The organism is Caballeronia sp. INML2 (assembly GCF_023631365.1).
GTDB lineage: Bacteria > Pseudomonadota > Gammaproteobacteria > Burkholderiales > Burkholderiaceae > Caballeronia > Caballeronia turbans.
The window spans coordinates 63177-89573 of the sequence record NZ_JALQDH010000049.1; the positions used below are offsets into that span (position 1 = coordinate 63177).

Below are 26397 nucleotides of genomic sequence, written 5' to 3' on the forward strand. Positions count from 1 at the left end.
CCCTCGCGCCCAGCGTAGCGGCCTTTCGTGCGCGATTCGTTCCATCGAGGGCGACGCCCTGCGTCGAGGGCATCCGCGTCTCGCCTTCGATGGATCAGGCTTTTTTTGCGGCGAGCGACCTCACTTCCTTGACCTTCGCGGTTCCGGCCGGCTCCGGCGGCATGTAGCCCCAGTCGGATTCCGCCGCGCTCGCATCCCGCGGCGCGGGTTCACGTCCGGCCGGTTCGCGTGAAGGCGATCCGGCTTCTCGCCGGCGATGCTTCAACACCGCATCGGCGACACGCTCGACATGCGTTACGGCCACGTTCGCTGCATTCTCCAACGCGGCCAGCGCCCGCGCCGCGCGCAGCATCACGATGTCCGCACGCAAGCCGTCCACATGCGCCTCGATGCAAAGCTCGCTCACGCGCGCATGAACCGCATCGTCGAAATCGAATTGCGTGAGCGCCGCGCGCGCCGCATGAATGCGCTCGGCCAGCGACGCCTGTTCGGTCGCGTGCCGCGCGCGAAACGCATCGGGATCGGTATCGAATGCAAGCCGCGACTTGACGATGCGCTGCCGCACGAGCGCATCGAAGCAATTGCTCATCTCCACAGCCAGACCAAAACGATCCAGCAGTTGCGGGCGCAACTCGCCCTCTTCCGGATTCATCGTGCCGATCAGCACGAAGCGCGCGTCATGCCGGTGCGAAATGCCATCGCGTTCGACGATGTTGACGCCGCTCGCCGCGACATCGAGCAACTGATCGACGAGCGGATTCGGCAGAAGATTCACTTCATCGACATACAGCACGCCGAGATGCGCCTTCGCGAGCAGGCCGGGCGAAAACTTCACGCCGCCGTCACGCAATGCGCTTTGAATGTCGAGCGTGCCGATCAACTGCTCTTCGCTTGCGCCGAGCGGCAAGGTCACGAGCTTTCCCTCGGGCAACAGTTCCGCGAGTGCGCGCGCCGCCGTGGATTTTGCCGTGCCGCGCGGCCCGCTGACGAGCACGCCGCCGATCGAGGGATCGACTGCCGCAAGCAAAAGCGCTTGCTGCAAGGGCGCTTGTGCGACTAACGCGGTGAAGGGAAAAGTGAGCGGGTTCAATTGTGTCGGCCCTCGATGCTTTGTTCGACATCGAGCAGATGCCGTTCTATCTGCTCGCGGTAGCCGGCGGGTTCCTGCCACAGGCCGCGTTGCATCGCTTCGAGCAGGCGCTCGCAGATCGATTGCAGCGCGTGCGGATTGTGTCGCGTGATGAAGTCGCGCGTGTCGGCGTCGTTCACATAGGCGTCGGTGACGAGCGCGTATTGATGATCCGACACGACGCGCGCGGTGGCGTCGTAGCCGAAAAGATAATCGACGGTTGCGGCGAGTTCGGATGCGCCCTTGTAGCCATGCCGCTTCACGCCATCGATCCACTTCGGATTGACGACGCGCGAACGCACCACCCGCGCGATCTCTTCGTTCAATGTGCGCACGCGCGGCGCGGCGGGATTGCTGTGATCCGCGTTATACGCCTGCGGCTGCAAGCCCGATAAATAACGCACGGCCGCGACCATGCCGCCCTGAAACTGATGATAGTCGTTCGAGTCGAGCAGATCGTGTTCGCGGTTGTCCTGATTCTGCAGGACGACATCGAGCGTCGAAAGCCGCGTGCCGAAGGTCGCGCGCGCTTCGACGCCATCGCCCGTCTGCGAATACGCGTAACCGCCCGTGCTTTGATAAGCCGCGGAAAGATCCGCGTCGGATTGCCATTGTCTTGCGTCGATCAGTTCCTGCAAACCCGCGCCATAGGCCCCCGGCTTCGTGCTGAAAACGCGCCAGCCCGCGCGCCGCCGCGCTTCCTTGCCTTCGATGCCGCGTGCGATCAATTCGTCGCGTTCGCGCAGGATGCGCGCGCGGATCGGGTTGACGTCGTCGGTCTCGTCGTCGAGCTCGGCTACGGCCTGCACGGCGGCATCGAAGAGATGGATGAGGTTCGCGAACGCATCGCGGAAAAAGCCCGATACGCGCAGCGTCACGTCGATGCGCGGCCGGTTGAAGATCGATATCGGCAGAACCTCGAAGTCGGTCACACGATGGCTGCCCGCCGCCCATTTCGGCCGCACGCCAATCAGCGCGAACGCCTGCGCGATATCGTCGCCGCCGGTGCGCATCGTTGCCGTGCCCCACACCGACAAGCCGATCGCGCGCGGAAAATCGCCGTGATCCTGCACATGACGCTCGACCAGCGCGTTCGCCGACTTGAGCCCGAGCGACCAGGCCGCTTGCGTCGGCAATGCGCGTGTATCGACGGAATAGAAGTTGCGGCCCGTGGGCAGGACATCGGGCCTGCCGCGCGATGGCGAACCGCTCGGACCCGGCGGCACGAAACGCCCCTCGAGGCCGCGCTTGAGTTGCAAAAGCTCTTGCGGGCCGCATGCGTCGAGGCGTGCGAGCACGTCGCCGCGCAAGCGTTCGAGCACGAGCGATGTATGCGAACCGGGCGCGGCGGCATCGTCAGTTGACAATAGTTGCGTCGCTAACGATTCGAGGCGTTCGCGCGTATCGCCCTGATGACGCCACGGCGCATCGTTCACTTCGACGAGCGCGCGCGGGCGCGGCCCGCTCCACGGCGCCGCCCAGTCGGCGTCGAGCGGATCGAAGTGATCGGGCAGTTGCAGATCGCGCGCGATCGCCGTGATGAGGCTCGCGTTCGCGCCCTGTCCATCGCCGATCGGAAAGCGGCCGAGCGCGAGCAACGTGTCGCGGCGCTGCACGCCTTGCGGCGATACGCCGAACACGTGCAGCCCGTCGCGAATCTGCGCTTCCTTCAACTCGCACAGATACGCATCGGCGCGCGTGAGCAAGGCGTCTTCGCTCGTGACGTCGCGTGGCGCATCGAGGCCAAGTTCTTCGTGCAACCTGTTCTCGACGATGGTCGCGAGGATCGACTTGCGCAACAGCTTCGCGCGGCGCGCATCGACCATCAGCGCTTCGTAGTATTCGTCGACCTGACGCTCCAGATCCTGCAACGGCCCGTAGTTCTCGGCGCGCGTGAGCGGCGGCATCAGATGATCGATAATTACGGCCTGCGCGCGGCGCTTCGCCTGACTGCCTTCGCCCGGATCGTTCACGATGAACGGATAAAGATGCGGCATCGGTCCGAGGATCGCATCGGGCCAGCACGACGACGACAACGCGATGCTCTTGCCCGGCAGCCATTCGAGATTGCCATGCTTGCCGACATGCACGAGCGCATCCACCTGAAAGCGCAGACGCAACCAGAAATAGAACGCGAGATACGAATGCGGCGGAACGAGTTCGGCGTCGTGATAGCTCGCGTAATCGTTGCGTTCGCGCGAACGCGAAGGCTGAATCCCCACGAAGACTTCGCCGCAACGATAGCCCGAGATCATGAAGCGGCCGCGTCTCACCGTAGGGTCGTCTTCGGGCGCGCCCCAGGTCTTTTCCAGCGCGGCGCGCGCATCGGCGGGCAGCGTGCGGTACGCATCGAGATATTCATCGACCGAAAGACTTTGCAGCGCGGGCCGCAAGTCGCGCACGATGGGATCGTTCGTGACGCCTTCGGTCAGCGCGGCGATGAGCGCATCGCCAGTCTCTGGAATGTCGCCCACGCGATAGCCTTCGCGCGCGAGCATCGACAGAATGCCGATGGTCGATGCGGGCGTGTCGAGTCCCACGCCGTTGCCGATGCGCCCTTCGCTTGCCGGATAGTTCGCGAGCACGAGCGCGATGCGCTTCTGCGCGTTCGGCGTCTGGCGCAGCCTGCACCAGCGGCGGCTCAGTTCGGCGACGAAGCGCACGCGTTCCGCATCGGCCTGATAGCGCACCACGTCCACCTGCGTATGCTTGCAGTAATAAGCGAGTCCCTTGAAACTGATCGCGCGCGTGATGATGCGGCCATCGACTTCGGGCAGCGCCACATGCATCGCGACGTCGCGCGAGTTCAGGCCGTGATTGTCCTTTTGCCAGTCGTCGCGATTGCCGCCGCTCAGGATGACCTGGAGCACAGGCGCATCGCCCGCGACTTCGAACGTTTCGTCTTGCCCGATCACGCTCGCGGCGAAGGCCGTCGTATTCAACACGAGCGATGCGCGATGCTCCGCGCATAAACGTTCGACGACTTCGCGGCTCACGCTTTCCTTCAGCGATGAAATTGCGATCGGCAGCGGATTCATGCCTTCTTTCTCGAGCGCTTCGATGAGCGCATCGAACACGGCGGTATTGCCCGACTGCAAGTGCGCGCGATAGAACAGGATCGCGGCGACGGGTGCGCCTTCTGTCCATCGTGCCTGCCAGTCTTCGATGGCGGCGGTATCGCGTTCGGGATGATAGATCGCGACCGCGGGCAGCGGCCTCGGCGGTTGCGGTTCGCGCCCGAAACCGAACGCGCGATGCGCAATCGAGCGCAGGAATTCTTCCGCATTGCGCGCGCCGCCTTCGCGTAGATAGCGCGACAGCTCGCGGCAAAACTCCGCATCCGCCGTGCTCTTGCCGATGAGATTCGGATCCTCCGTGAGATCGCCTGAAAACATAGCGAGCATCTGTTGCTCTTGCTTCGCGAGCGCGACGAGCCGCTCGATGCCATAGGGCCAATACGATTCGCCGCCGAGGTGATCGACGATCACGACCCTCGCGTGACGCAACACGTCGTCGACATAGAAATCGACCGATGCCGGCTGGCGTAAAAACGATTGATTCGCGAGCCGCACGTCGGGAAAGCCCGCTTCGAGTCGCGGAAAGACGCTCGCGAGCAACGCAAGCGTCGTGTCGGCGGAACTGAGCACCACGATCGGCGCACGTGTCTGCTCGATGCGCATGACGCCTTGCGCATCGTCGACGAAGCCTCCCGGTGTCGTGCGAAGCAGATGCATCGCTGTTACGCCTGCACGGAGGCGCTTGCGAGCGCCGCGTCGAAGGCACGTTGCAGCGCGTCGCGATCGAGGTCTTCGCCGATCAGCACGAAGCGGCTTTGCGTCTTCGCTTCATCGGCTTGCCACCGGCGATCGAAATAGCTGTCGAAACGACGTCCTACGCCCTGCACGACGAGCCGCATCGCCGCGCCCGGCAATGCCGCGAAACCCTTCACGCGATAGATCGTGTGATGCTCGACGAGCGTGTGCAACGCCGCGATGGCCTGCTCGCGGGATTCGACCCTGCCATGAACGACGACCGAATCGAACGCGTCATGATGATGATCGGCATGGCCTTCTTCGTCGGGCGAGCCGTGATGATCGTGCCGCAGATGGATCGTTTCTTCCGATGCAGCTCCGAGGCCGAGCAGCGTATGCACGTCGAGCCTGCCCATTTGCGCGGGCACGATCTTCACTTCGGGCGGGATCTCGGGGCGCACGAGCGCTTCGACTTTGTGCAGCGCTGCCTCGTCCATGAGGTCGGTCTTGTTCACGATGACGAGATCCGCCGACGAAAGCTGATCTTCGAACAACTCATGCAACGGCGATTCGTGATCGAGATTCGGATCGGCCTTGCGCTGCGCATCGACGGCGACGGGGTTCGACGCGAACTGGCCGCTTGCGGCAGCGGGGCCATCGACCACGGTGACGACCGCATCGACCGTGAACGCGTTCTTGATCGACGGCCAGTTGAACGCCTGCACGAGCGGCTTCGGCAACGCAAGACCCGATGTTTCGATCAGCACGTGATCGATGCCATCGCGCCGCTCGACGAGCTGCTCCATCACCGGATAGAACTCTTCCTGCACGGTGCAGCACAGGCAACCATTTGCGAGTTCATACAGATTGCGGTCTTTTGAGCCGGCTTCGTCGTCGCAGCCGATGCCGCAACCCTTCAGGATTTCCCCGTCGATGCCGAGCTCGCCGAACTCGTTGACGATGACCGCGATGCGCTTTCCTTTCGCGTTGGACAGGATATGGCGCATCAGTGTGGTCTTGCCGCTGCCGAGAAAGCCGGTCACGACCGTGACGGGGATCTTGCGGGTTTGCATCGTAGCTCCGTGGCTTCGTATGCGTGCGCTTCGTGTCGCGCGATGCGTGGCAACGCTGCGGCATGAAAAAGGAAAGCACACGCTTGAATGAACATGGGCCGCGCCGCATCCCCGCGACAGCGATCCTCCGTGAAAGTCTGGCCGGTATCCGGGCTGACGACCGCGCCGCTTCGCCTTCCCGCGCGTTACTACGCGCAGTGGCCTCGAAGCCGGCTTCCCGATCGTGCGATGAAAACATCGCGCGCGCGGGGAATCGCTTACCGTTGCGGGGGCAGCGCAGGTTGACGTCCGCTCGATCGGTCGAAAGGAACGTGTCCTGCTTCCCGTTTAACTGCGCACGAGAGAATCCGCGCGCGAGCACCAAAACTGCGTGAAAGTCTAGGCCCGGCGCGCGCGAGCGTCAAGAAATGACGCCGCTCGCGCGGTGTCATAATGTCGGCCCACGCAGCGCACTCTCGTCATTCACCATGAAATCTTCGATCGTTCGCATGAATGTGCCTGCAATCATGCGGCTCGCCGTCGGCATCGGCTGCAGGCGCGACACGAGCGCCGATGCGATCGAACATGCGGTGCGCGTCGCGCTGGGCACGCTCGAATTCGGCGACATCGCGATCGTCGCGAGCATCGATGCGAAGCGAAACGAAGCGGGCTTGCTCGCTTTCTGCGCACGTCATGGCCTGCCGCTGCGCTTTTATACCGCCGATGAGATCGCGCGCACGCCTCGCACGGCGATGTCACATCACGCGGCGAAACATATGAACGTCGATGGCGTATGCGAGCCATGCGCGCTGCTTGCAGGCAACGCGCACACGCTCATCGTGCCAAAGACGATCGGTTGCGGCGTAACTGTCGCGGTCGCAATGGCGCATGAACCCGATGCGAACGGAACATGAACACCGGTTTGGCCGTGGTGCGCGGGCGCGCCGTTTCGGCGAGCGGCTTTGCAACGGGTGGCTTGAACTTATCGCGGCAAAGCCAGACGAGAACGGCCAGCGCCACGAGTTCCAGATAGAGATAGAGCGCGTCCATTTCCTTGCTCCTGAAGTCGGTGATTGCGTGACTGCATGATGCCCACCGTCTGTTAGCGCAGAATTAAGCCGAAAACGCGGCCGCTGCTGATGTACGATACGGCCGTCTTTCGTCATGCAAAGACCCGCTGCAACCCCATTCGAATGGAGTCGATGTGAAAACCGATACCGAATCGCATCTGCGCATGACCCAGCGTCGCAAGGAAGGTCACGAGAAAAAGCAGGCCGCCGCCGATCATGAAAAAGGCCTGCTGATCGTGAATACCGGCAACGGCAAGGGCAAGACCACGGCGGCGTTCGGCATGGCCGTGCGCGTGCTCGGTCATGGGATGAAGCTCGGCGTCGTGCAGTTCATCAAGGGCGCGCTGCATACGTCCGAGCGCGATTTCCTCGGCGCGATCGCGCATTGCGATTTCGTCACGATGGGCGACGGCTATACCTGGAACACGCAGAACCGCGAGGCCGACATGGCCACTGCGCGCAAAGGCTGGAACGAGGCGCGGCGCATGATCGAAAGCGGCGATTATCAGATGGTCGTGCTCGATGAACTGAACACCGTGCTCAAGTATGAATATCTGCCGCTCGATGAAGTGCTCGACGTGCTCAAGGCGCGGCCCGCGATGCTGCACGTGGTCGTGACCGGCCGGCATGCGCCCGATGCGCTGATCGAACTCGCCGACCTCGTCACCGAGATGCGGCTCGTGAAGCACCCCTATCGCGAGCAGGGCGTGAAGGCGCAACGCGGCGTCGAGTTCTGAACGCAATGCCCGACTGCCCCGCTCTTTTCATCGGCGCAAGCGCGTCGCATCAAGGCAAGACCACGGTGACGGCCGCGCTTGCGCGCCATCACACGCGCCGTGGCCTGAACGTGCGCGTGTTCAAGACCGGCCCGGATTTTCTCGATCCGATGATCCTCGAGCGCGCATGCGGCGCGAGCGTGTATTCGCTGCATCTCTCGATGGTCGGGTTCGACGCGTGCCGCGCCTTGCTTGCACAGGCCGCCCGCGAGGCCGATCTCATTCTCATCGAAGGCGTGATGGGTCTTTTCGACGGCACGCCAAGCAGCGCCGACCTCGCCGCCGCGTTCAACGTGCCCGTGCTCGCGGTGATCGGCGCGCACGGCATGGCGCAGACCTTCGGCGCGATCGCGTTCGGGCTCGCGCGTTATCGCGCGGACGTGCCGTTTCATGGCGTGCTCGCCAATCGCGTCGCGTCGGCGCGCCATGCGCAGATGCTGTCGGAGACCATTCCAGAGGGGCTGCTTTATTGCGGCCATCTGTCGAACGCGGACGATATCGCGCTGCCCGAGCGTCATCTCGGTCTCACGCAGCCTGACGAAATCGCGGGCCTCGACGCGCGCCTCGATCGCGCCGCCGACGCGATCGCGCAAACCGCGCTCGCGGATCTGCCGCCGCCCGTTCATTTCGACGATACGACCCTTCCCGCGCCCCCGCGTCTGCTCGACGGGATGCATATCGCGATTGCGCGCGACGCAGCGTTCTCGTTCGTCTATCCGGCGAACGTCGATCTGCTCGCCGAGATGGGCGCGCGCATCAGCACATTCTCGCCGCTCGCCGACGAATCCGCGCCCCACGATGCGGATGCGCTCTATCTTCCCGGCGGTTACCCCGAGCTGCATGCGGCAAGTCTCGCGGTAAATGCGAACGCGCGCGCGTCGATCGCCGAACACGTTGCAAAAGCGAAGCCGGTCGTCGCGGAATGCGGCGGCATGCTCTATCTGCTCGACACGCTGACGGACATCGAAGGCACACGGCACGCGATGCTCGGCATTCTTCCGGGCGATGCCGCAATGCAACGCAAGCTGTCGCGCCTCGCGATGCAGCGTATCGACACGACGCACGGCGCGATGATGGGCCACACGTTCCATTACTCGACTCTGCACACGCCGATGCAGGCCGTCCTCGAGGCGAAACACGCGACGACGGGCACATCGGGCGAAGCGCTCTATCGACACGGGCCGGTCACGGCCACTTACATGCACGCTTACTGGCCGTCGAATCCGGCCGCCGCTGCCGCGCTCTTTCGCGGCGAATCACTATGACGACGACGCAAGACATTCGCACGCCGCTCGATCTCGCATTCACGATCGAGCGCGCAAAGACGCAGGAACCCATCGGCTCGCCCTGCACCGACGTCTGCAAGCTCGATCCGGAAACGGGCTTATGCCTTGGATGCTTCAGAAGCCGCGAAGAAATCAAGACCTTCAAATCGATGGACGAAGCCGCGAAGCTCGATTTATTCGACGCGTTGCTCGCACGGCGTGCGGCAAGCGCGAAATAGAAAGCCCACGCTTCGATCGAAACGTGGGCCGGACAATCGAGCCTGCAAGAAGCGTCAAGCCGCCGCCATTCTCCTGACAGCCGGCCGGTCCAGTTCACGTGCGGCGAGTGCGCCGAACACGAGACCGAGCGTCGTCCAGATCAGCGCCTGAATGCCGATCGCGGCCAGGCGGAAGTTCCACAAGAGCGACGCGGAGAAATCGGCGGGCACTTCGTCGATGCGCGGCAGTGCAAGCTGCGCCACCACGATCACGACGAGATACGCGGCCGAGGCGATAAGCGTCGCGTTCCAGCCGTCATGTCGCGCCGCCATGCGCCGCCAGAGCCACAGCGCGAACACGGCCGCCGCGATGGAAATGGCCACCATGCCGAAGAAGAGCGCCGTGCGCGGCCCGATGGTGTCGGGATTGCCGACCGCCGGCGGATTCGGCGGGTACTTGAGGAACGGCACGATGGCGACGCTCACGAAGCCGAACAACGCCAGAAGCGCCGACGTGCCGCGCGCGTGCAACGCGCCGAGGCGCCCATAAGCAAACGCGAACACGAGCGAGAAGAGACCGCCCAATGCGGTGCCGAACACCGCAACGCCCGTCAGGAGGCCGAGACCCGCTTGCGTATCGCGGGAGACGAGTTCTTCGTCGCCGTGATCGTGCGAATGCGCGGCGCCTCTCGCGGCATCGGCATGCTCATGGTCGTGCGCCTGCTCGTGATGTTGCTCGAACGCGATGGCGCGCGCCACCGACGGCTCCCCGAACGCACGAGCGAAACCGAAGCCGATCAGGCCCGCGATCAGCCCCGCGATCATGCCGCGTATCAGCAAAGTGCGAATCATGACGCGTCCTCAGTGGCACGGAAAGCCGAGCAGATGCCGGCCATCGTGAACGAACTCGTGGACGTACATGCCCGAGAAGATCGACGTCGCGCCCTGCTCCGCGCCGACGAAATAGATTGCGATCAACAGAAGAAGGCCGATGAAAACGGCCCACGGGAGCACTTCGCGCACCGGAAGGGGCACGGGTGCGTCGAGCGACGGGGAAACCGGAGCGGAAAAGGCCGGCGTGTTGGAAGCATTCATGGTGGTTCTCCAGGGAAAAGCGCGTCCCGATTGACGAAGAGCATGCAGCGGGGTCTGACTCGCGGCGCAACGCTTTCACGCTGACGAACGCATACAGTGGCGCGACCGTGCCGGATTTGCACCGGCTTCCTCGCACTGCAAGCTTGCCATTCTATGATGATCGGCGGCAAAGTAAAACGATTCCGATTCGCCCGGCGACTCCCTTGGAACTCATTCTGTTGTGCCACGCCGCTACGCGCGCGATGAAAACCGGCCACTTTCCCGGAGGCGACGATCATGCCGAGCATGATGCACGCATTCAACTCGCGCCGCTGCGGGTGGGGCCACGCTCCGTGCGGGATACACGCGTGATCGCGAGCCCGGCGCGCGTAGCGCGCCAGACCGCGCAATGGATCGCCGATGCTTTCGAAATCGCGCCCGCGTTCGACGATATCGACTATGGCCGCTGGCGCGGGCACTCGATACGCGAGACAGCCGAGCGCGAGCCCGAGCAGGTCGCCGCGTGGCTTGCGGATCCAGAAGCGCGCGGACACGGCGGCGAGAGCGTTGCCATGCTCGCAGCGCGCGTCGCGCAGGGGCTTGCATTCGTCGATCGCCTGAATGCGCGCGAGCGCTGCATCGTGGTCACGCATGCGATCGTCGTCAAAGTGGCGCTCGCGCATATGCTCGGCATGCCGCTCCAGTCCGTGTACGGAATGAATTTCGCGCCGCTTTCATCGACGGTGCTCAAACGCGCCTCGCCCGCCGACGCATGGACCGCCGAATCGCCGCATGAAGCGGCCTGAACTTCGTTGCTGACACATCGCTCAAACGAGCAGCGCATCGCACGCGCGGTCCGCTCTCGAACCGATTCAGGAGACTCAGATGCCGCATTACGTGGATGGATTCGTCGTACCCGTGCCGATCGACAAGATCGACGCCTACCGCACCATGGCCGAGGCCGCCGGCAAGATCTGGCTCGAGCATGGCGCACTGCAGTTCGTGGAGACCATCGCCGACGACGTCAAGCCCGGCAAGCTCACGTCGTTTCCGCAGAGCGTGCAAATGAAGGAAGGCGAGACCGTGGCGTTCTCGTATATCGTCTACGCGTCGCGCGAGCAGCGCGACAGCGTCAACGCGAAGGTGATGGAAGACCCGCGGCTCAAGGCGATGATGGAATCCGGCGATCCGCCATTCGATCCGCAGCGCATGTTCTTCGGCGGTTTCACGACGCTCGTGGAACTGGGGCGTAGCTGATTCTTATGTTTTTGACCTGACGAGAAGGAAACGCTTCGACATGTATATCGCCATGAACCGCTTCAAGATCGTGCCCGGCGCCGAAGCCGACTTCGAACGCCTCTGGAGCAGCCGCGACACGCATCTCAAGGATGTGCCGGGGTTCGTCGAGTTTCATCTGCTCAAAGGACCGGTCAAGGACGACCACGTCCTCTATTCGAGTCATACGATCTGGGCGAACCAGGCGGCCTTCGAGAATTGGACACGATCCGACGCGTTTCGCGCCGCGCATCGCAACGCCGGCGGCGAGACGCGCCAACTCTATCTCGGCCACCCCGAATTCGAAGGCTTCGAAGTGATTCAGACCGTCAAATAAGCGCTCCGAGCGTGCCCTCGAACGACCGGGCGCTTTTCCGTGAGCACGCGCGTTTTACACTGATGTGAAAAAACGCGCGTTCAGCGAACTCTCGTCAGGCCTTTGCGCCGCGTGCCATGCGCTGCAACGTCGACGAATCGATCGCTGCGGCGCAGATGCGCACCGCTTCTTTCAGCGTGCGCGGCCGGCCCTCGCCGAACTGCGATTCGAGCATGGCCACGGCGCGCAGACGCTCGTCGTTGCCGAGCTTTTCGCCTGTCGCAAGCTCCAGCACGGAGATGAAGTAGCCCGCGGGCGGCGCGGCGCTCGCCTGGGGAGCCGCCGGGCGCTTCCCTTTAGCGCTTTCGCGCCCGTCACCTTGCGCCGGAATCCACGGGTGCCATTTGCTGTCATATCGACTTGTCATGGGTCAGTTCGCTGGCTTGATTGCTGTGGCGCACATTGCGCGCCGTTAGTCTCGGGACGCTGTCGCCCCTCTTTTCAATAGACAAACAATTAGCAAGTCGCGTTCCAAGCAGCATTTCCCTCGTGCGGTCTATCGCACCTGCGAGCTTTCCTCCGACAAAACCGCCCGCGCCACGCGACAGGTCGCGAGATCCCACGCCGCACAGCCGACCGATTTGAACACGACGGGCCGCTCGGCCTTTTTCGGAGCGGCGAGCGCTTCGGCGAGCGCATGCACCGCGTTCCAGTCGACGCCCGCGAGAATGAAGTCGCCCGCTTCGTGACGCGCGCCCGCGAGGTCATCGACATAAAGCTCGCTCGCGTGGACGGTCGCGGCGGCGATCTCTGCGGCATCGGCGGTAAAGGCGCCCACGCCGATCACGAGCCGCCCCGCACGCGCGGGCATCGTGTAGACGGGCGTCTTGCTCGTGGTGGCGGCGATGACGACATCGACCGAATCGGGAATCGTGGTGTCTTCGAGCACGGCGAGATTGCCCGAAGCCGACGCATGCGCGGCGCAAAAATCGCGTGCGCGTTCAGGACGGGAGCCCTGTACGCGAATGCGCGCATCCGGATAAACGGCGGCGAGCGCCTCGACGTGATACGCAGCCTGCTTGCCCGTGCCGATCACGAGCACCTCGCGCGGCGCGACGACGTGAAGGGCGCGGATCGCGAGCATCGACACGGACGCCGTGCGCCGCCCCGTCACGGTGGGACCGTCGAGCATGAATTGCGGCACGCCCGTCGTGGCGTCGTACGCGGTGACCTGACCGTGGATCGTCGGCAAGCCGCGTGCGCCATTGCCGGCGCATACATTGACGAGCTTGTGCATCGCGATATCGGCGGCGCTCGCGGGCATCGACAGCATGACGCCGCCCTCGATCGGCACGACCATGCGCTCCGGACTCACGATGCGGCCCGCCGCGTAGTCGAGCATCGTTGCGGCGAGCGTGTCCACGAGCCGGTCATAAGGCACGAGGCGCGCGGTTTGGGCTTCGTCGAAACTCTGGATCGTTGCGGTCATCGTGTTCGCTCGCGGTAGATGTTGAGATGAGGTCGACAATGCCATTGGCATGCCATCGAAATGCCGGAACATTCTAACGGCGCGCGGCGCCGTGTCACAAAGCCGTGCGCCGGATTTGAGGCCGCACGCGCGGCTTTCTACAATGTTTGAATCGACCGTTGTCGTATGAATGCCATCGAATACCGTCATAATCGCCCGGCCCGCGCCGCGACCGGTCAAACGCGACGGCGGCAGCCCAGGAACGCCCACGGAGCCCTTCATGAATCAGACGGAAAAACAGCGCCGCTTCCACGCCGACATCATCGACAGCTACGACGAAGAGTTCGAGATGGAAGTCGACGACCGCTTCCTGGACGGCGAATCGACCTTCTCGGAAGAAGAACGGCGCTTGCGCAAAACCTATTTCCGCGAGCTGTTCCGTCTGCAGGGCGAGCTCGTGAAGCTGCAGGACTGGGTCGTGAACAAGGGGCATCGTCTGGTCGTGCTGTTCGAGGGACGCGATGCGGCGGGCAAAGGCGGCGCGATCAAGCGCATCACGCAGCGCCTGAATCCGCGTGTGTGCCGCGTGGCGGCGCTTCCTGCGCCGAATAATCGCGAGCGCACGCAGTGGTATTTCCAGCGTTACGTGTCGCACTTGCCCGCGGCGGGCGAGATCGTGCTGTTCGACCGAAGCTGGTACAACCGCGCGGGCGTCGAGCGCGTGATGAACTTCTGCACCGACGAAGAATATGAGGAGTTTTTCCGCTCGGTTCCCGAGTTCGAGAAGATGCTGGTGCGCAGCGGCATCCAGATCATCAAGTACTGGTTCTCGATCACCGACGACGAACAGGAAGTGCGCTTCGAGGCGCGTATCGAAGACCCGCTCAAGCAGTGGAAGCTGAGCCCGATGGATCTGGAGAGCCGACGCCGCTGGGAAGCGTACACGGTCGCGAAGGAAGTCATGCTCCAGCGCACGCACATTCCCGAAGCGCCGTGGTGGGTCGTGCAGGCCGTCGACAAGAAGCGTGCGCGCCTGAACTGCATTCATCACCTGTTGAGCCAGGTGCCGTATCACGAGATCGAGCATGAGCCGATCAAGCTGCCCGAGCGCGTATTCAATCCCGATTATCTGCGGCAACCCGTGCCGGATGAAATGTACGTTCCTGAGGTGTATTGACGTTCGATGATACGGCTCGCGTCAGCAGCAGTTGCTGCAGGGAACGCGCTTCACGGCGACATTACCGCGCTGACGCGCCACGGTGTGACGCAGCGCGAACTGATATGCGTGCTGCGAACCCTTGAGCACCATCACGAACATGACCTGCGCGAGATTGAAGTCGAGCGTGACCATCAGGCGCGTCAACAGTAGCAGTGGCAGCACCACCGCCGGCTGATACAGTTGTCTTGCGATCAAGTCTTTCATCATCGGCTCCCTATCCCATGATCAGAATTCTAAGGAATGGAGCCTCGCGGATAAACGCCGCCCAGGTGAAGACATATGTTCCGGGAGACGAACAATCCACTGCGTCTCTCCGATCCTTCTTTTCAGCGAACACTAACGAATTGGCCCCGCGCAATGCGGGGCCATATTCACGTCACTTCTGAGCGAGACTCGGTTCGGGCACCGGCGCGGGCTTTGCATCGCCCCAGCCGCCGCCCAGTGCGCGGATCAGATTCACCGTCGATACCGCCTGTGTCCCACGCAGCTGGACCGACGCGCGCTGCGTCTGCAGCACGGTACGCTCCGCATCGATCACGTCGAGGTAGTTCACCGCGCCTTCGGTGTACTGCGTGCGCGAAAGCTGCGCGGCACGCACCGATGCTTTCACGGCATCGTCCTGTGTCGCTGTCTGGTCTTCGAGGATGCGCAGATCGGAAAGGTTGTCCTCCACCTCGCGGAACGCAACGAGCACCTGTTGACGATAGCTCGCGACATCCTCTTCATAAATGGCGCGCGCATTCGCGAGATTGCCCTTGCGCCGGCCGCCATCGAAGATCGGGATGTTCAGCGCCGTGCCCGCGAACGGCCCGAGCAGGAACGTGCGGCTCGACCACTTGAAGAGATCGCCGAGCGTCGCGGATTCGAAGCCGCCCGAGCCCGTGAGCGTCAGCGACGGGAAGAACGCCGCCTTCGCCACGCCGATGCGCGCGTTCGCCGCCGCCATCGCGCGTTCCGCCGATGCGATATCCGGCCGACGTTCGAGCAGCGCCGAGGGCAGCCCCGGCGGCACGCGCACCGTGACCGGCTTGAGCGGGTTCGCGGCTATAGAGAACTCGGCGGGCGCCTTGCCGAGCAGCACGGCGAGACTATGTTCCGATGCCGCGCGCAGACGTTGCACCGTCATCGCATCCGAGCGCGCCGTCGCCAGTTCCGACTTCGCCCGCGCAACATCGAGCTCGCTGATATCGCCTTCGGTGTAGCGGCGTTGCACGAGCTTCAGCGCTTCCTCGCGCAACTGCACGGTGCGCGTGAAGACATCCGTCTCGGCATCGAGCTCGCGCAGATTGAAGTAGTTCTGCGCGACGTCCGCCTGCAACGCCAATTGCACGGAGCGGAACAAGGCCTCGCTCTGCTGCGTGTCCGCATTCGCGGCCTGCACCGAGTTCGATACGCGGCCGAACAGATCCACTTCATACGACGCACTCGCCTGCGCGCGCCACAACGTCTGCGCGGGCACGTTGCCATCGGCCGGCAGGAACTGCGATGCCGGCGAGAGCTTCTCGCGCGTCGGGCCGAAACCCGCGTCGAGCGTCGGAAAGAGGCCCGCGCGGGCCGTCTGGTTGATCGCGCGCGCTTCCTTCACGCGCGCCGCTGCCGCCTTCAGGTTCTGGTTCGCGTCCTGCGCCTGCTTCTCCAGATCGTTGAGCGCGGCGTCGTCGAAGATCGTCCACCATTCGCCGCGCATCATCTCTTCCGAAGGCTGCGCGGTCTTCCAGGTGCCCGCTTCCGATGCATCGAGCGGCTTTTGCGGCGTTTCCTTGTACGCGGACGGCGCATTCACGTCCGGCTTCTCGTAAGTGGGCGCGAGCGAGCAGCCCGCCACCAGCAACAGCGAAGCCATCAGACTCGATAACACATGTAGCTTATTCATCATCGACCTCATTGCGCCTCGTAGGAGGCACCGATACCGCGCATCTGCGGATGCGAGCCGTGCTTGTCCGTCACATGCTCGGTGCGGGACAGCTTGCGCAGGATCACGTAGAACACCGGCGTCAGCATCAGACCGAAGAGCGTCACACCCAGCATGCCGAAGAACACCGCGACGCCCATTGCGTGACGCATCTCCGAACCCGCGCCCGTCGAGAGCACGAGCGGCACCACGCCCATGATGAACGCGATGGACGTCATCAGAATCGGGCGCAGACGCAGGCGGCTCGCTTCGATCGCGGCCTGCACGATCGAGCGGCCCTGCATCTCCAGCTCGCGTGCAAACTCGACGATCAGGATCGCGTTCTTCGCCGACAAGCCCACCAGCACCATCAAGCCGATCTGCGTGAAGATGTTGTTGTCGCCATCGGTGAGCCATACGCCGAGCAGCGCCGACAGAATGCTCATCGGCACGATCATGATCACCGCGAGCGGCAGCGTCAGGCTTTCGTACAACGCGGCAAGCACGAGGAACACGAGCAGCACGCTGATCGGGAACACCCACAGTGCCGCATTGCCCGCGAGGATCTGCTGATACGTGAGATCGGTCCATTCGAACTTGATCCCGCGCGGCAGCACTTCCGCCGCGATGCGTTCCGCCGCCGCCTGCGCCTGGCCCGACGAATAGCCCGGCGCCGGGCCGCCGTTGATGTCCGCGGCGGTATAGCCGTTGTAGCGAACGACCATTTCAGGGCCATACGTCGGCGTGACCTTCACGAGCGACGACAAAGGCACCATGTCGCCATTCGCGTTGCGCGTCTTCAACAGGCCGATGTCTTCCGGGTTCGCGCGAAACGGCGCATCCGCCTGCACGCGCACCTGATACACGCGTCCGAAGCGATTGAAGTCGTTCACGTAGAGCGAGCCGAGATAGACCTGCATCGTGTCGAACACGTCCGTCACGGACACGCCGAGTTGCTTCGCCTTCACGCGATCCAGATCGACATTCAACTGCGGCACATTGATCTGATAGCTGGAGAACGTCGGTCCGAGCTCGGGCGTCTGCGATGCGCGCTTGATGAACGCCTGCGTCGCATCGGCAAGTGCCGCATAGCCGAGCGCGCCGCGATCCTCGAGCTGCATCTTGAAGCCGCCGAGCGTGCCGAGACCGAGGACCGGCGGCGGCGGGAACACGGCGATGAACGAACCCTTGATGCCCGCGTACTTCTGATTCAGCGCACCCGCAATGGCATTCGCCGACAGCGCCTTGTCATGCACGCGCTCCTTGAAGGGCTTCAGCGTGACGAACACGATGCCCGCGCTCGACGAGTTGGTGAAGCCGTTCACCGACAAGCCCGGAAACTCCACCGCGCTTTCCACGCCCGGTTGCTTCAGCGCGATATCCGACATCTGACGGATCACGCCTTCGGTGCGATCCAGTGATGCACCGTTCGGCAGTTGCGCGAAGCTGATCAGATACTCCTTGTCCTGCGCGGGCACGAAGCCGCCCGGCACGACCTTGCCCATCAGCACGGCGCCGGCGAGCAGCACGGCATACACCACCATCATCAAGGCCTTGCGATTGATGACGCTCTTTACGCCCTTGCCATACGCGTCCGAGCCGCGATGAAACACCTTGTTGAAGCCGCGAAAGAAGCCGCCGAACACGCGGTCCATCCCGCGCGTGAGCCAGTCCTTCGGCTCGTCGTGGCCTTTCAGCAGAAGTGCTGCGAGCGCGGGCGACAAGGTCAGCGAGTTGAACGCGGAGATCACCGTCGAGATGGCGATGGTCATCGCGAACTGCTTGTAGAACTGGCCCGTGAGACCCGACATGAACGCGAGCGGCACGAACACTGCAACCAGCGTCAATGCGATCGCGATGATCGGCCCGCTCACCTCGCGCATTGCCTGATACGTGGCTTCTCTCGCCGACAAGCCCGCCTCGATGTTGCGCTCCACGTTCTCCACGACCACGATCGCATCGTCCACGACGATACCGATCGCGAGCACCATCCCGAACAATGACAACGCGTTGATCGAGAAGCCGAACGCGAGCAGCAGCGAGAACGTACCGACGATGGACACCGGCACGGCGAGCAACGGAATGATCGACGCGCGCCACGTCTGCAGGAACACGATCACCACGAGCACCACGAGCGCGATTGCTTCCGCGAGCGTATGAATCACCGCTTCGATGCTCGAACGCACGAACTGCGTCGGGTCATAGACGATCTGATATTCCAGGCCCGCGGGCATGTCGGCCTTCAGCTCCTTCATCGTCTTGCGGACTTCGTCGGAGATCTGCAGCGAGTTCGCGCCCGGCTGCTGATTGATTGCGATTGCAACCGCCGACTTGTTGTCGAGCAACGAGCGCAAGCCATATTCCGATGCCGCGAGTTCGACGCGCGCCACATCGCTCAGATGCGTCACCGCGCCATCCGGCGATGTCTTCAGCACGATGTCGCGGAACTCCGACTCGTTCTGCAGGCGGCCGCGCGCATTCACGTTCAGTTGCAGCGGCACGTTCGGCAGCGTCGGCGAACCGCCGATCACGCCCGCGGCGACCTGCACGTTCTGCTCGCGGATCGCGTTGACGACATCCGTCGCCGTCATGCCGCGTTGCGCGACCTTCTGCGGATCGAGCCATACGCGCATCGAGTAATCGCCCGAGCCCCATAGCTGCACTTCGCCCACGCCCGCAATGCGTTCGAGCCGGTCCTTCACGTTGATCAGCGCGTAGTTGCGCAGATACGTCATGTCGTAGCGGCCGTTGGGCGAGTTCAAGTGAACCACCATCGTCAACGTCGGCGATGACTTGATCGTCGTCACCCCCAGGCGCTGCACGTCCTGCGGCAGACGCGGCAACGCCTGATTCACGCGGTTCTGCACGAGCTGCGTGTTCTTGTCGGGATCGGTGCCGAGCTTGAACGTGACCGTGGTCGTGAGGTTGCCGTCGCTATTGGCCTGCGACTGCATGTAGAGCATGTCCTCCACGCCGTTGATCTGCTCTTCCAGCGGCGAGGCCACGGTCTCCGCGATCACCTTCGGGTTCGCGCCAGGATACTGCGCATGCACGACGACCGAAGGCGGCACGACTTCCGGATACTCGGAGATCGGCAGCTTGAACATCGCGATGATGCCTGCCAGCAGCACGACCACCGATAGCACGCCCGCGAAGATCGGGCGGTCGATGAAGAATTTGGATATGTTCATGACGGGTTCTGTGTGTTGCGGATGACGCGCATCACTGTGCCGATGCGGTCTTCACGGCGGGCGCGGGCGCAGCGCCGCTGTCGTTCATGGCGACGTTGTTGGCCTTGATCATGTCGTTGGGACGCACGCGCTGCAAGCCGTTGACGACGATGCGCTCGCCCGGTTGCAGGCCCTTCGAAATGACACGCAAGCCTTCATGCGTCTGCCCGAGCGTCACTTCGCGGTACTGCACGCGGTTGTCCTTGTCGACGACCATCACGTACTTCTTGTCCTGATCGGTGCCGATGGCTTCGTCTTCCACGAGCACGGCCGGATGCGGCGTGCCGCCACCCACTTTCACGCGCGCGTAGAGGCCCGGCACCAGCGTGCCGTCCGGGTTGCTGAAGCGCGCGCGCACGCGGATCGTGCCGGAGGTCGTATCGAGCCGGTTATCGACGGAATCGACAACGCCCTCGCGCGAATAGCCGTCTTCGTTCGCGAGACCGAGCGACACTGGCACCGCGCTGCCCGCATCGCGGCCGAGATAGCGCAAGTACGTTTGTTCATCGACATCGAACGATGCGTAGATCGGCGACACGGACACGAGCGTCGTCAGCAACGGCGCATTCGCGCCCGTAGACACGATGTTGCCGACGGTGAGCTCCGCGCGCGACACGCGCCCCGCCACCGGCGCGACGATATGCGTGTAAGCGAGATTGATCTTCGCGGTCTCGAGCGCAGCCTGCGCGGCCTTCAGGTTGGCGACGGCCTCGCGCGCGGCGTTCTGCTTTTCGTCGTAGTCGCGCTTGGCGATCGCGTTATCGGCGAGCAGCCGCTCTGCGCGCGCCGCATCCGTCGACGTGTAGCCATTGCGCGCCTGCGCCGCCGCGAGCTGCGCCTGTGCGCGATCCACTTCGGCTTCGTAAGGGCGCGGGTCGATCGTAAAGAGCGCATCGCCCTTCTTCACGAGCTGGCCATCCTTGAAATGTACGGCGACGATCGTGCCCGGCACGAGCGGGCGAATGTCGACGTGATCGACCGCTTCGAGACGGCCCGAATAGCTCTGCCAGTCGGTGATGGTCTTCGACACCACGGCCGCGACGTCGACTTCCGTCGCGGTCGGACTGTGAGCGGCAGCCTTGGCTTCGTTTATTGCTGAATCGCCGTGTCCGCGCCAGGCGGTATATCCGCCCGCGCCCACGATGATCAGCGTCGCGCCTAGCGCGGCGTAGATGCGTTTGCGAGTGAAAGACATGGTGAGAGCTCCGGTTGCGTTGAGATTGTTGTTGTGTATTGCGTGCGATGCGCGCCGTTTCTTGCGCTTGCTTCCGTATTTACTTCGCGCGCGCCAGCCGTTTTCTGAAGAACGTCACGACGTCGGCGAGCGCATCGGGATGCGCGGCGAGCGCCTGATGGGACGTCTTGCCATGACGCGTAACCTCGGTCGGCACGCCCGCCGCGATCAGTTCGCCCGCGTATTTCTCCGCTTCGATATGCAGGAGGTCGTGCTCGGCGCTCGCGATGATCGCTGGCGGCAAGCCGCCGAGACGGCGCGACTCGAGCGGCGCGGCATACGGATGCAGGCGTTGCGAAGCATTTGGCAGATACGCGCGATACCACTGCGCGCATTCGCATGCTTCGAAATCGGGGCACAGCACTTTGCGTTCGTCGGCGAGACGCGTCATGCTCGGATCGAGCAGCGGCGCGAGCAGCGCTTGCGCGGACATGCGAATATCGCCGCGATCACGTGCGATGGCAGCGACGCAAGTCGCGAGATTGCCGCCCGCGTCATGACCGGCGACGCCGATACGCTGCGGATCGGCGCGCTGCGCGCGGGCCTGCGCGACGGCCCATTGCGCCGCGCGATAGCCGTCCTCGGGCGCGGCCGGAAACGGAAACGCCGGCGCGAGCGAATAGCCGACCGATACGACCCACGCGGGCGTATCGCGTGCGATCGTCGCGGCGGCAATATCCGCGTCGTCGAGCCCTCCGCGAATAAAACCGCCGCCGTGGAAGTAAAGAACGATGGGCAACACCGTGCCATCCGATGCGGGACGATAGCTGCGCAGCGTGATGGGTTGCGTGTGTCCCGTGATGTGCACATCTTCGATGCACAAGCGGGAGCTCGACTCCAGATCCAACAGTGATGCCATGGTTATTTCCGGTGCAAGGCCTGTGCTGCAAGGCCTGCACGCATAAGTTGCGATGCTGCGAATTCTGGAGTCCGCGCCTTTTTTAATAAATGCCTATAATCCGGCAACACAATTCGGTCGCACCGAACAATCGTGGTTATCCCTTGCGATCGTTCATTCCGTTATTTTTTAGCGCTCGCTTAAATAGTTGCGTCGCTAAGTAAAGAAGGTGAGAGAACATGGATCGGCTACAAGCAATGCAGGTATTCACCCGCGTCGTGGACACCAATAGCTTTTCGCGCGCAGCGGATACGCTCAATCTGCCGCGCGCCTCCGTCACGACGATCATTCAGAATCTGGAAGCGCATCTGAACGTGCGTCTGCTTCAGCGCACGACACGCAGGCTCAATCTCACACCCGATGGCGCCGCGTATTACGAGCGCTGCGTGCGCATCCTCGCGGACATCGAGGAAGCCGAAGGCTCGTTCTCGAACAACGGAAAGGGTCCGCACGGCAAGTTGCGTGTGGATATGCCGGGGGCGATCGGGCGGCTCATCGTGATGCCGCAGCTATGCGATTTCCATACGCGCTATCCGGAGATCGAGTTGATGATGGGCTTTGGCGACAAGCCGGTCGATCTCATTCAGGAAGGCGTCGATTGCGTGATTCGCGTGGGCACGCTGCAGGATTCGAGTCTCGTTGCGCGCCGTATCGGCGTGTTTCAGGGCGTGACGGTAGCGGCCCCGCAATATCTCGAACGCAACGGCACGCCGAGAACGATCGAGGATTTGCAGAATCACACGGCGGTGAATTATTTTTCGAGCCGCACCGGGCGCGTCATGGATATGGATTTCGTCATCGACGACGAAACCATCGAAGTGAAGATGCGCGGCATGATCGCGGTGAACGACGCGGAAGCGTATCTCAGTTGCGGGCTGAAGGGCGTCGGCATCATTCAGGTGCCGCGTTTCATGGCGTTGCCGCATCTGCGGGCGGGCGAGCTCGTCGAAGTGCTGCCGCAATGGAATCCGCTGCCAATGCCGATTTCCGCGGTGTATCCGCATAACCGGCATCTGTCGCCGAAGGTGCGCGTGTTCGTCGACTGGGCAGCCGAATTGTTCGAACGCTGCCCGCTTCTGCAAGGCCAGAAGGATGCGGAAGAACGCTGCCTTCCTACGAGCACGTCATCGCCGACCATCGTGCGGCACGGCACGCCTGAAGTCGCGGGCACCGAAGATATCGTCGCATAGCCGATTATCTTCCGGGGCGGTGCAAACGCCCGCCCAACAAGCCCTCGCGCCATTATTCGCCGAAATCGATAAATCTATTCGCGGATACGGCATTTATCCGCGTGTGCCGCGCGACTACATTCACTCCCAACGCAGCGTGCTCATTTTCCAATTGCAATTCGCAATTGCCCGCACGCCGCAATCGGAATGAAAGGAGTCGCAAGCATGAAACAGCTCATCACGGGATTTTCTCTCGCAGCCATCTCCGCTGTCGTCACGACTACCGCATTCGCGGAAGGCGGCCAAGGCATCGGCCGCGCAGGCACGTATCAGGTCCAGACGCAGACGGAAGCGACCTCGAGCGATACGCCCAAGACGCGCGCCCAGGTGCGTGCCGAACTCGTTGCAGCGTATTCGAACGGCTCCCTGCCGGCATTGAATCGCAACTCGTATCCGGAACGCGGCATGTGGGGCGATGCCGTCGCTGCGCAAAGCGAGCAACGCGCACGCGATGCGGCGCAGGCGGAAGCGCGCAACCGCGAGATCGTCGAGTACGCCAATGGCTCGGCGGCGCAAGGCAATGTGACGACGCGCTGATCGTCGCGTCAGAAAGGATTCAAGAGGCCATCATGTTCGAAAACACGTCACTCGATCAGTTCTCGCTTCTCGACGAACTGCCTTCACTCACGCCGGTGTGGCACCCGTTCACGCAGCACGCTGCGCATGCGCCGGCCGTTGCGCAAGAGACGAAGCAGGAGAGCACTGAACGCTCGCACTGAGCGAGACATGAAAGGCGCGGACAAAAGCCCGCGCCTTTTTTATTCAACTCAACCGCACGCGCCGATTTCGCCGCATGCCGTGCAGAAGTCGCAGCCGTCCTTGCGGATCACTGCATTTGCACCACACGTCGCGCATTTCCGGCCGTGCATCAGGGAAAGGCTATGCGGATCGATCTCACCTCCCGCGATACCCTCGGATACCTCCTCGCGTTCATCGGCTACAGCTACCGGATGCGGCGCGCAATCGGCACGCTTGCGCGCAAGCACGCGCGACGGTACCTGGTTTCCTTCTGCGTCGAGAAAACCGCGACGATAAAGAATCTGCTGGATCGCATACGCTAACGCGGCGACTTCCGAATCGTGCCAGCGCGGACTGCGATGTCCGTCGAGCCGTTCGACATCGCCGAGTCGCACCTGTCCGCGGTCCCACGACACTTTTCGCATGTCCTGCAGCGTGCGCGCCGCGAAACCGCCGCGCGCGGCCAGTGACAGCGAACGCATCGTCGCCGTGATCCATTGCTGTGATTCGTCGCGCTGCCCCGTGGGAATGAAGAACTCGATGGGCCGCTCGATCGTCACGTCCTCGCCGCCGATACGCCCCGTCACTTCGATGAACGAGACCGCGAGATAAAGCGACTTCTTTCCCGCCTGCGTCAGATACTCGACCTTCTCGATGATCGCGGGCAACTCGCCTCTCGGCCGATGATCGATCGCAATGCGCAACGGATCGAGATCGAGTTCGGGGTCGGGCGAATCGCTCGGCGTCTCGGCGGGCGTGACGGAGAGCACCGCGCCCAGCGTCTCGTTCGGCCGATATGTCGCAAGCCCCTTCAGTCCGCGCCGCCATGCCTCGAAATAGAGATCCTGAAACTTGTCGAATGGATAATCTGCGGGCACGTTCACGGTCTTCGAAATCGATGTATCCACGAACGGTTGCACCGCGGCCATCATCTCCATGTGATCGTGCGCGGACATCTGCAGCGCGCTGATGAAATAGTCGGGCAGCGCGTTCACGTCGCCGCCCATCTCGCGATATAGCCGGTACGCGTGATCTTCGACGGGGAAGGTCTGACGTGAACCGTCCGCCATGCGTTTCGTGCGTTGATAGGTCCACGAGAACGCCGGCTCGATGCCGTTCGATGCGTTGTCCGCGAACGCGAGGCTCACGGTGCCCGTCGGCGCGATCGACAGCAGATGACTGTTGCGAATGCCATGCTCGCGTATCGCGCGCTTGATGTCGTCGGGCAGGCGCGAGGCGAACGTGCCCTCTGCCAGATAATGCTTCGCATCGAAGAGCGGAAACGTGCCGCGCTCTTTCGCGAGTTCGACCGATGCGCGGTACGCCTCGTCGCGCATCGTGCGCGCGACCCGCGTGGCGAAGTCGCGCCCTTCCTGCGCGTCATAGCGAAGCCCGAGCATCACGAGCGTGTCGCCGAGGCCGGTAAAGCCCACGCCGATGCGGCGCTTCGCTGCGGCTTCGCGTGCCTGCTCTTCGAGTGGCCAGAGCGTGACGTCGAGCACGTCGTCGAGAAAGCGCACTTGCGTGCGCGTCGTGCGTGCAAGGCCGTCCCAGTCGAAGGACGGCGCGCCGCCGCGCATCTGCGCGAACGGATCGTGCACGAAGCGCGTGAGATTGAGCGGACCGAGATTGCAGCAGCCGTATGCGGGCAGCGGCTGTTCGCCGCATGGATTGGTCGCGCGAATCGATTCGACCGCGCGCAGATTGTTATCGTCGTTCATGCGCGACATGAACACGACACCCGGCTCGGCGACGTCGTAAGTCGAGCGCATGATCGTGTTCCATACTTCGCGCGCCTGCACTTCGCGATAGACCCAAAGGCCGTCCTCGCGCTGGTGCATGTCCTCGGCGGCACGCTGCGCCGGTGACGGTTCGGCCTTGTGCACGAGCTGCCATGTGGCGTCGTCGGCGACGGCCTGCATGAACTCATCGGTCACCGCGACCGATACATTGAAATTGTTCCAGCGCCCTTTCGTATGTTTTGCCGCGATGAATTCGAGCAGATCGGGATGCGAGCAATCGAGAATGCCCATTTGCGCGCCGCGCCGCGAGCCCGCGCTTTCGACCGTGCGGCACGATGCGTCGAACACGTCCATGTAGCTGCATGGACCCGATGCCGCCGATCCCGTCGAATGCACACGCGCGCCGCGCGGACGGATCGCCGAAAAGTTATACCCGACGCCGCCGCCGCGACGCATCGTCTCGGCTGCCTGCAGCAGCGCGACGTAAATACCCGGCAAGCCGTTGCTGTCGACGTTCTGTATCGCATCGCCTACGGGCTGCACGAAGCAATTGATGAGCGTCGCGTCGATGCCCGCGCCGGCCGCGCTCATGATGCGCCCCGCGCCGAGCGCGCCGCGCTTGAAGTTATCGACGAACTCCGCTTCGATCTTCGCGCGCGACTCTTTCGGCTCGGCAAGCGCGACACCGCGCGCCACGCGCAGGTAAATATCCTCGACGCGCGTCTCGTCGCCCTTGGCATATTTTTCGAGCATCACGTCGACGGAGAACTGCTGCGGTGCGAGAGCGGTGCTGGGATTGTCTTCAGCCATGTCGGAGATCC

General features: G+C 63.2%; 24 protein-coding genes and 2 riboswitches. Of the genes, 11 read left to right on the forward strand and 13 right to left on the reverse strand.

Annotation, left to right across the window (positions count from 1 at the left end):
• Window positions 1–94 precede the first annotated feature (94 nt).
• Genes NCT32_RS18095 through cobW form a run of 3 tightly spaced genes read right to left on the reverse strand, consistent with a single transcriptional unit; the run spans window position 95 to window position 5954 of the window.
• On the reverse strand, window positions 95–1090 hold the full coding sequence (locus NCT32_RS18095; protein WP_061115650.1) for an ATP-binding protein: 996 nt from the start codon (window positions 1088–1090) through the stop codon (window positions 95–97).
• A complete protein-coding gene (gene cobN, locus NCT32_RS18100; RefSeq protein ID WP_250477440.1) occupies window positions 1087–4863 on the reverse strand; it encodes a cobaltochelatase subunit CobN in 3777 nt (1258 codons plus the stop codon). Before cobN ends, NCT32_RS18095 begins: the two co-directional genes overlap by 4 nt.
• Before the next feature lie 5 nt (window positions 4864–4868).
• Window positions 4869–5954 (reverse strand): cobalamin biosynthesis protein CobW, encoded by a 1086-nt coding sequence (gene cobW, locus NCT32_RS18105; RefSeq protein WP_061115648.1) that lies wholly within the window; start codon window positions 5952–5954, stop codon window positions 4869–4871.
• Window positions 5955–6075: 121 nt separating this feature from the next.
• Window positions 6076–6334, reverse strand: a riboswitch (cobalamin riboswitch).
• Window positions 6335–6442: 108 nt separating this feature from the next.
• Between cobW and NCT32_RS18110 the strand changes: the two genes are divergently transcribed.
• The 4 genes from NCT32_RS18110 (at window position 6443) to NCT32_RS18125 (ending at window position 9283) form a co-directional block, all read left to right on the forward strand.
• The gene (locus tag NCT32_RS18110) at window positions 6443–6847 is read left to right on the forward strand and encodes a cobalamin biosynthesis protein (RefSeq protein ID WP_250477441.1); all 405 of its coding nucleotides are present in this window, start codon (window positions 6443–6445) and stop codon (window positions 6845–6847) included.
• Window positions 6848–7137: 290 nt separating this feature from the next.
• Window positions 7138–7740 carry a cob(I)yrinic acid a,c-diamide adenosyltransferase gene (cobO, locus tag NCT32_RS18115; RefSeq protein WP_061115646.1) on the forward strand — a complete coding sequence of 201 codons (603 nt, stop codon included), beginning with the start codon at window positions 7138–7140 and terminating at the stop codon, window positions 7738–7740.
• A 5-nt stretch (window positions 7741–7745) separates the two neighbouring features.
• Complete coding sequence (locus NCT32_RS18120; RefSeq protein ID WP_061115645.1) at window positions 7746–9044, forward strand: cobyrinate a,c-diamide synthase; 1299 nt, start codon at window positions 7746–7748, stop codon at window positions 9042–9044.
• Window positions 9041–9283, forward strand: coding sequence for a DUF1289 domain-containing protein (locus tag NCT32_RS18125; protein ID WP_061115644.1), 243 nt, complete (start codon window positions 9041–9043; stop codon window positions 9281–9283). Before NCT32_RS18120 ends, NCT32_RS18125 begins: the two co-directional genes overlap by 4 nt.
• 54 nt (window positions 9284–9337) lie before the next feature.
• Here the strand turns inward: NCT32_RS18125 and NCT32_RS18130 are convergent, their stop codons facing one another.
• Together NCT32_RS18130 and NCT32_RS18135 are read right to left on the reverse strand one after the other, a co-directional pair.
• Window positions 9338–10114 (reverse strand): CbtA family protein, encoded by a 777-nt coding sequence (locus tag NCT32_RS18130; RefSeq protein ID WP_061115643.1) that lies wholly within the window; start codon window positions 10112–10114, stop codon window positions 9338–9340.
• Between the two features lie 9 nt (window positions 10115–10123).
• Window positions 10124–10357, reverse strand: coding sequence for a CbtB-domain containing protein (locus NCT32_RS18135; protein WP_061115642.1), 234 nt, complete (start codon window positions 10355–10357; stop codon window positions 10124–10126).
• Window positions 10358–10385: 28 nt separating this feature from the next.
• A riboswitch (cobalamin riboswitch) is annotated at window positions 10386–10512 on the reverse strand.
• A 48-nt stretch (window positions 10513–10560) separates the two neighbouring features.
• Between NCT32_RS18135 and NCT32_RS18140 the strand changes: the two genes are divergently transcribed.
• The 3 genes from NCT32_RS18140 (at window position 10561) to NCT32_RS18150 (ending at window position 11948) form a co-directional block, all read left to right on the forward strand.
• Window positions 10561–11142 (forward strand): histidine phosphatase family protein, encoded by a 582-nt coding sequence (locus NCT32_RS18140; RefSeq protein WP_061115641.1) that lies wholly within the window; start codon window positions 10561–10563, stop codon window positions 11140–11142.
• 79 nt (window positions 11143–11221) lie between these two features.
• On the forward strand, window positions 11222–11593 hold the full coding sequence (locus NCT32_RS18145) for a DUF1428 domain-containing protein (protein ID WP_061115640.1): 372 nt from the start codon (window positions 11222–11224) through the stop codon (window positions 11591–11593).
• A 40-nt stretch (window positions 11594–11633) separates the two neighbouring features.
• On the forward strand, window positions 11634–11948 hold the full coding sequence (locus tag NCT32_RS18150; RefSeq protein ID WP_061115639.1) for an antibiotic biosynthesis monooxygenase: 315 nt from the start codon (window positions 11634–11636) through the stop codon (window positions 11946–11948).
• Between the two features lie 94 nt (window positions 11949–12042).
• Here NCT32_RS18150 and NCT32_RS18155 read toward each other — a convergent pair whose 3' ends face one another.
• On the reverse strand, window positions 12043–12354 hold the full coding sequence (locus NCT32_RS18155; protein WP_061115638.1) for a hypothetical protein: 312 nt from the start codon (window positions 12352–12354) through the stop codon (window positions 12043–12045).
• Window positions 12355–12483: 129 nt separating this feature from the next.
• Entirely contained in the window at window positions 12484–13416 is a 933-nt protein-coding gene (gene lhpI / locus NCT32_RS18160; RefSeq protein ID WP_086960595.1) for a bifunctional Delta(1)-pyrroline-2-carboxylate/Delta(1)-piperideine-2-carboxylate reductase, read from the reverse strand.
• A gap of 259 nt (window positions 13417–13675) precedes the next feature.
• Between lhpI and ppk2 the strand changes: the two genes are divergently transcribed.
• Entirely contained in the window at window positions 13676–14572 is an 897-nt protein-coding gene (gene ppk2, locus NCT32_RS18165) for a polyphosphate kinase 2 (protein WP_061116047.1), read from the forward strand.
• A 21-nt stretch (window positions 14573–14593) separates the two neighbouring features.
• Here the strand turns inward: ppk2 and NCT32_RS18170 are convergent, their stop codons facing one another.
• The 5 genes from NCT32_RS18170 to NCT32_RS18190 all read right to left on the reverse strand — a co-directional run bounded on the left by NCT32_RS18170 (window position 14594) and on the right by NCT32_RS18190 (window position 21828).
• Window positions 14594–14818, reverse strand: a complete 225-nt coding sequence (locus tag NCT32_RS18170; protein WP_061116046.1) for a hypothetical protein — start codon at window positions 14816–14818, stop codon at window positions 14594–14596.
• 172 nt (window positions 14819–14990) lie between these two features.
• Window positions 14991–16490 carry an efflux transporter outer membrane subunit gene (locus tag NCT32_RS18175; protein ID WP_409219293.1) on the reverse strand — a complete coding sequence of 500 codons (1500 nt, stop codon included), beginning with the start codon at window positions 16488–16490 and terminating at the stop codon, window positions 14991–14993.
• Window positions 16491–16495: 5 nt separating this feature from the next.
• Window positions 16496–19696 carry an efflux RND transporter permease subunit gene (locus NCT32_RS18180; RefSeq protein ID WP_061115635.1) on the reverse strand — a complete coding sequence of 1067 codons (3201 nt, stop codon included), beginning with the start codon at window positions 19694–19696 and terminating at the stop codon, window positions 16496–16498.
• Window positions 19697–19727: 31 nt separating this feature from the next.
• On the reverse strand, window positions 19728–20930 hold the full coding sequence (locus tag NCT32_RS18185; protein WP_061115634.1) for an efflux RND transporter periplasmic adaptor subunit: 1203 nt from the start codon (window positions 20928–20930) through the stop codon (window positions 19728–19730).
• A gap of 79 nt (window positions 20931–21009) precedes the next feature.
• On the reverse strand, window positions 21010–21828 hold the full coding sequence (locus tag NCT32_RS18190) for an alpha/beta hydrolase fold domain-containing protein (RefSeq protein WP_250490468.1): 819 nt from the start codon (window positions 21826–21828) through the stop codon (window positions 21010–21012).
• A gap of 218 nt (window positions 21829–22046) precedes the next feature.
• On the opposite strand from NCT32_RS18190, the gene NCT32_RS18195 reads away from it, so the two are divergent.
• The 3 genes from NCT32_RS18195 to NCT32_RS18205 all read left to right on the forward strand — a co-directional run bounded on the left by NCT32_RS18195 (window position 22047) and on the right by NCT32_RS18205 (window position 23815).
• On the forward strand, window positions 22047–23057 hold the full coding sequence (locus NCT32_RS18195; RefSeq protein WP_061115632.1) for a LysR family transcriptional regulator: 1011 nt from the start codon (window positions 22047–22049) through the stop codon (window positions 23055–23057).
• Between the two features lie 204 nt (window positions 23058–23261).
• The gene (locus NCT32_RS18200; RefSeq protein WP_061116045.1) at window positions 23262–23633 is read left to right on the forward strand and encodes a DUF4148 domain-containing protein; all 372 of its coding nucleotides are present in this window, start codon (window positions 23262–23264) and stop codon (window positions 23631–23633) included.
• Window positions 23634–23665: 32 nt separating this feature from the next.
• The gene (locus NCT32_RS18205; protein WP_250477442.1) at window positions 23666–23815 is read left to right on the forward strand and encodes a hypothetical protein; all 150 of its coding nucleotides are present in this window, start codon (window positions 23666–23668) and stop codon (window positions 23813–23815) included.
• 48 nt (window positions 23816–23863) lie between these two features.
• Here NCT32_RS18205 and NCT32_RS18210 read toward each other — a convergent pair whose 3' ends face one another.
• Window positions 23864–26386: an adenosylcobalamin-dependent ribonucleoside-diphosphate reductase gene (locus NCT32_RS18210; protein ID WP_061115631.1), complete on the reverse strand. Its 2523-nt coding sequence runs from the start codon at window positions 26384–26386 to the stop codon at window positions 23864–23866.
• Window positions 26387–26397: the final 11 nt, after the last annotated feature.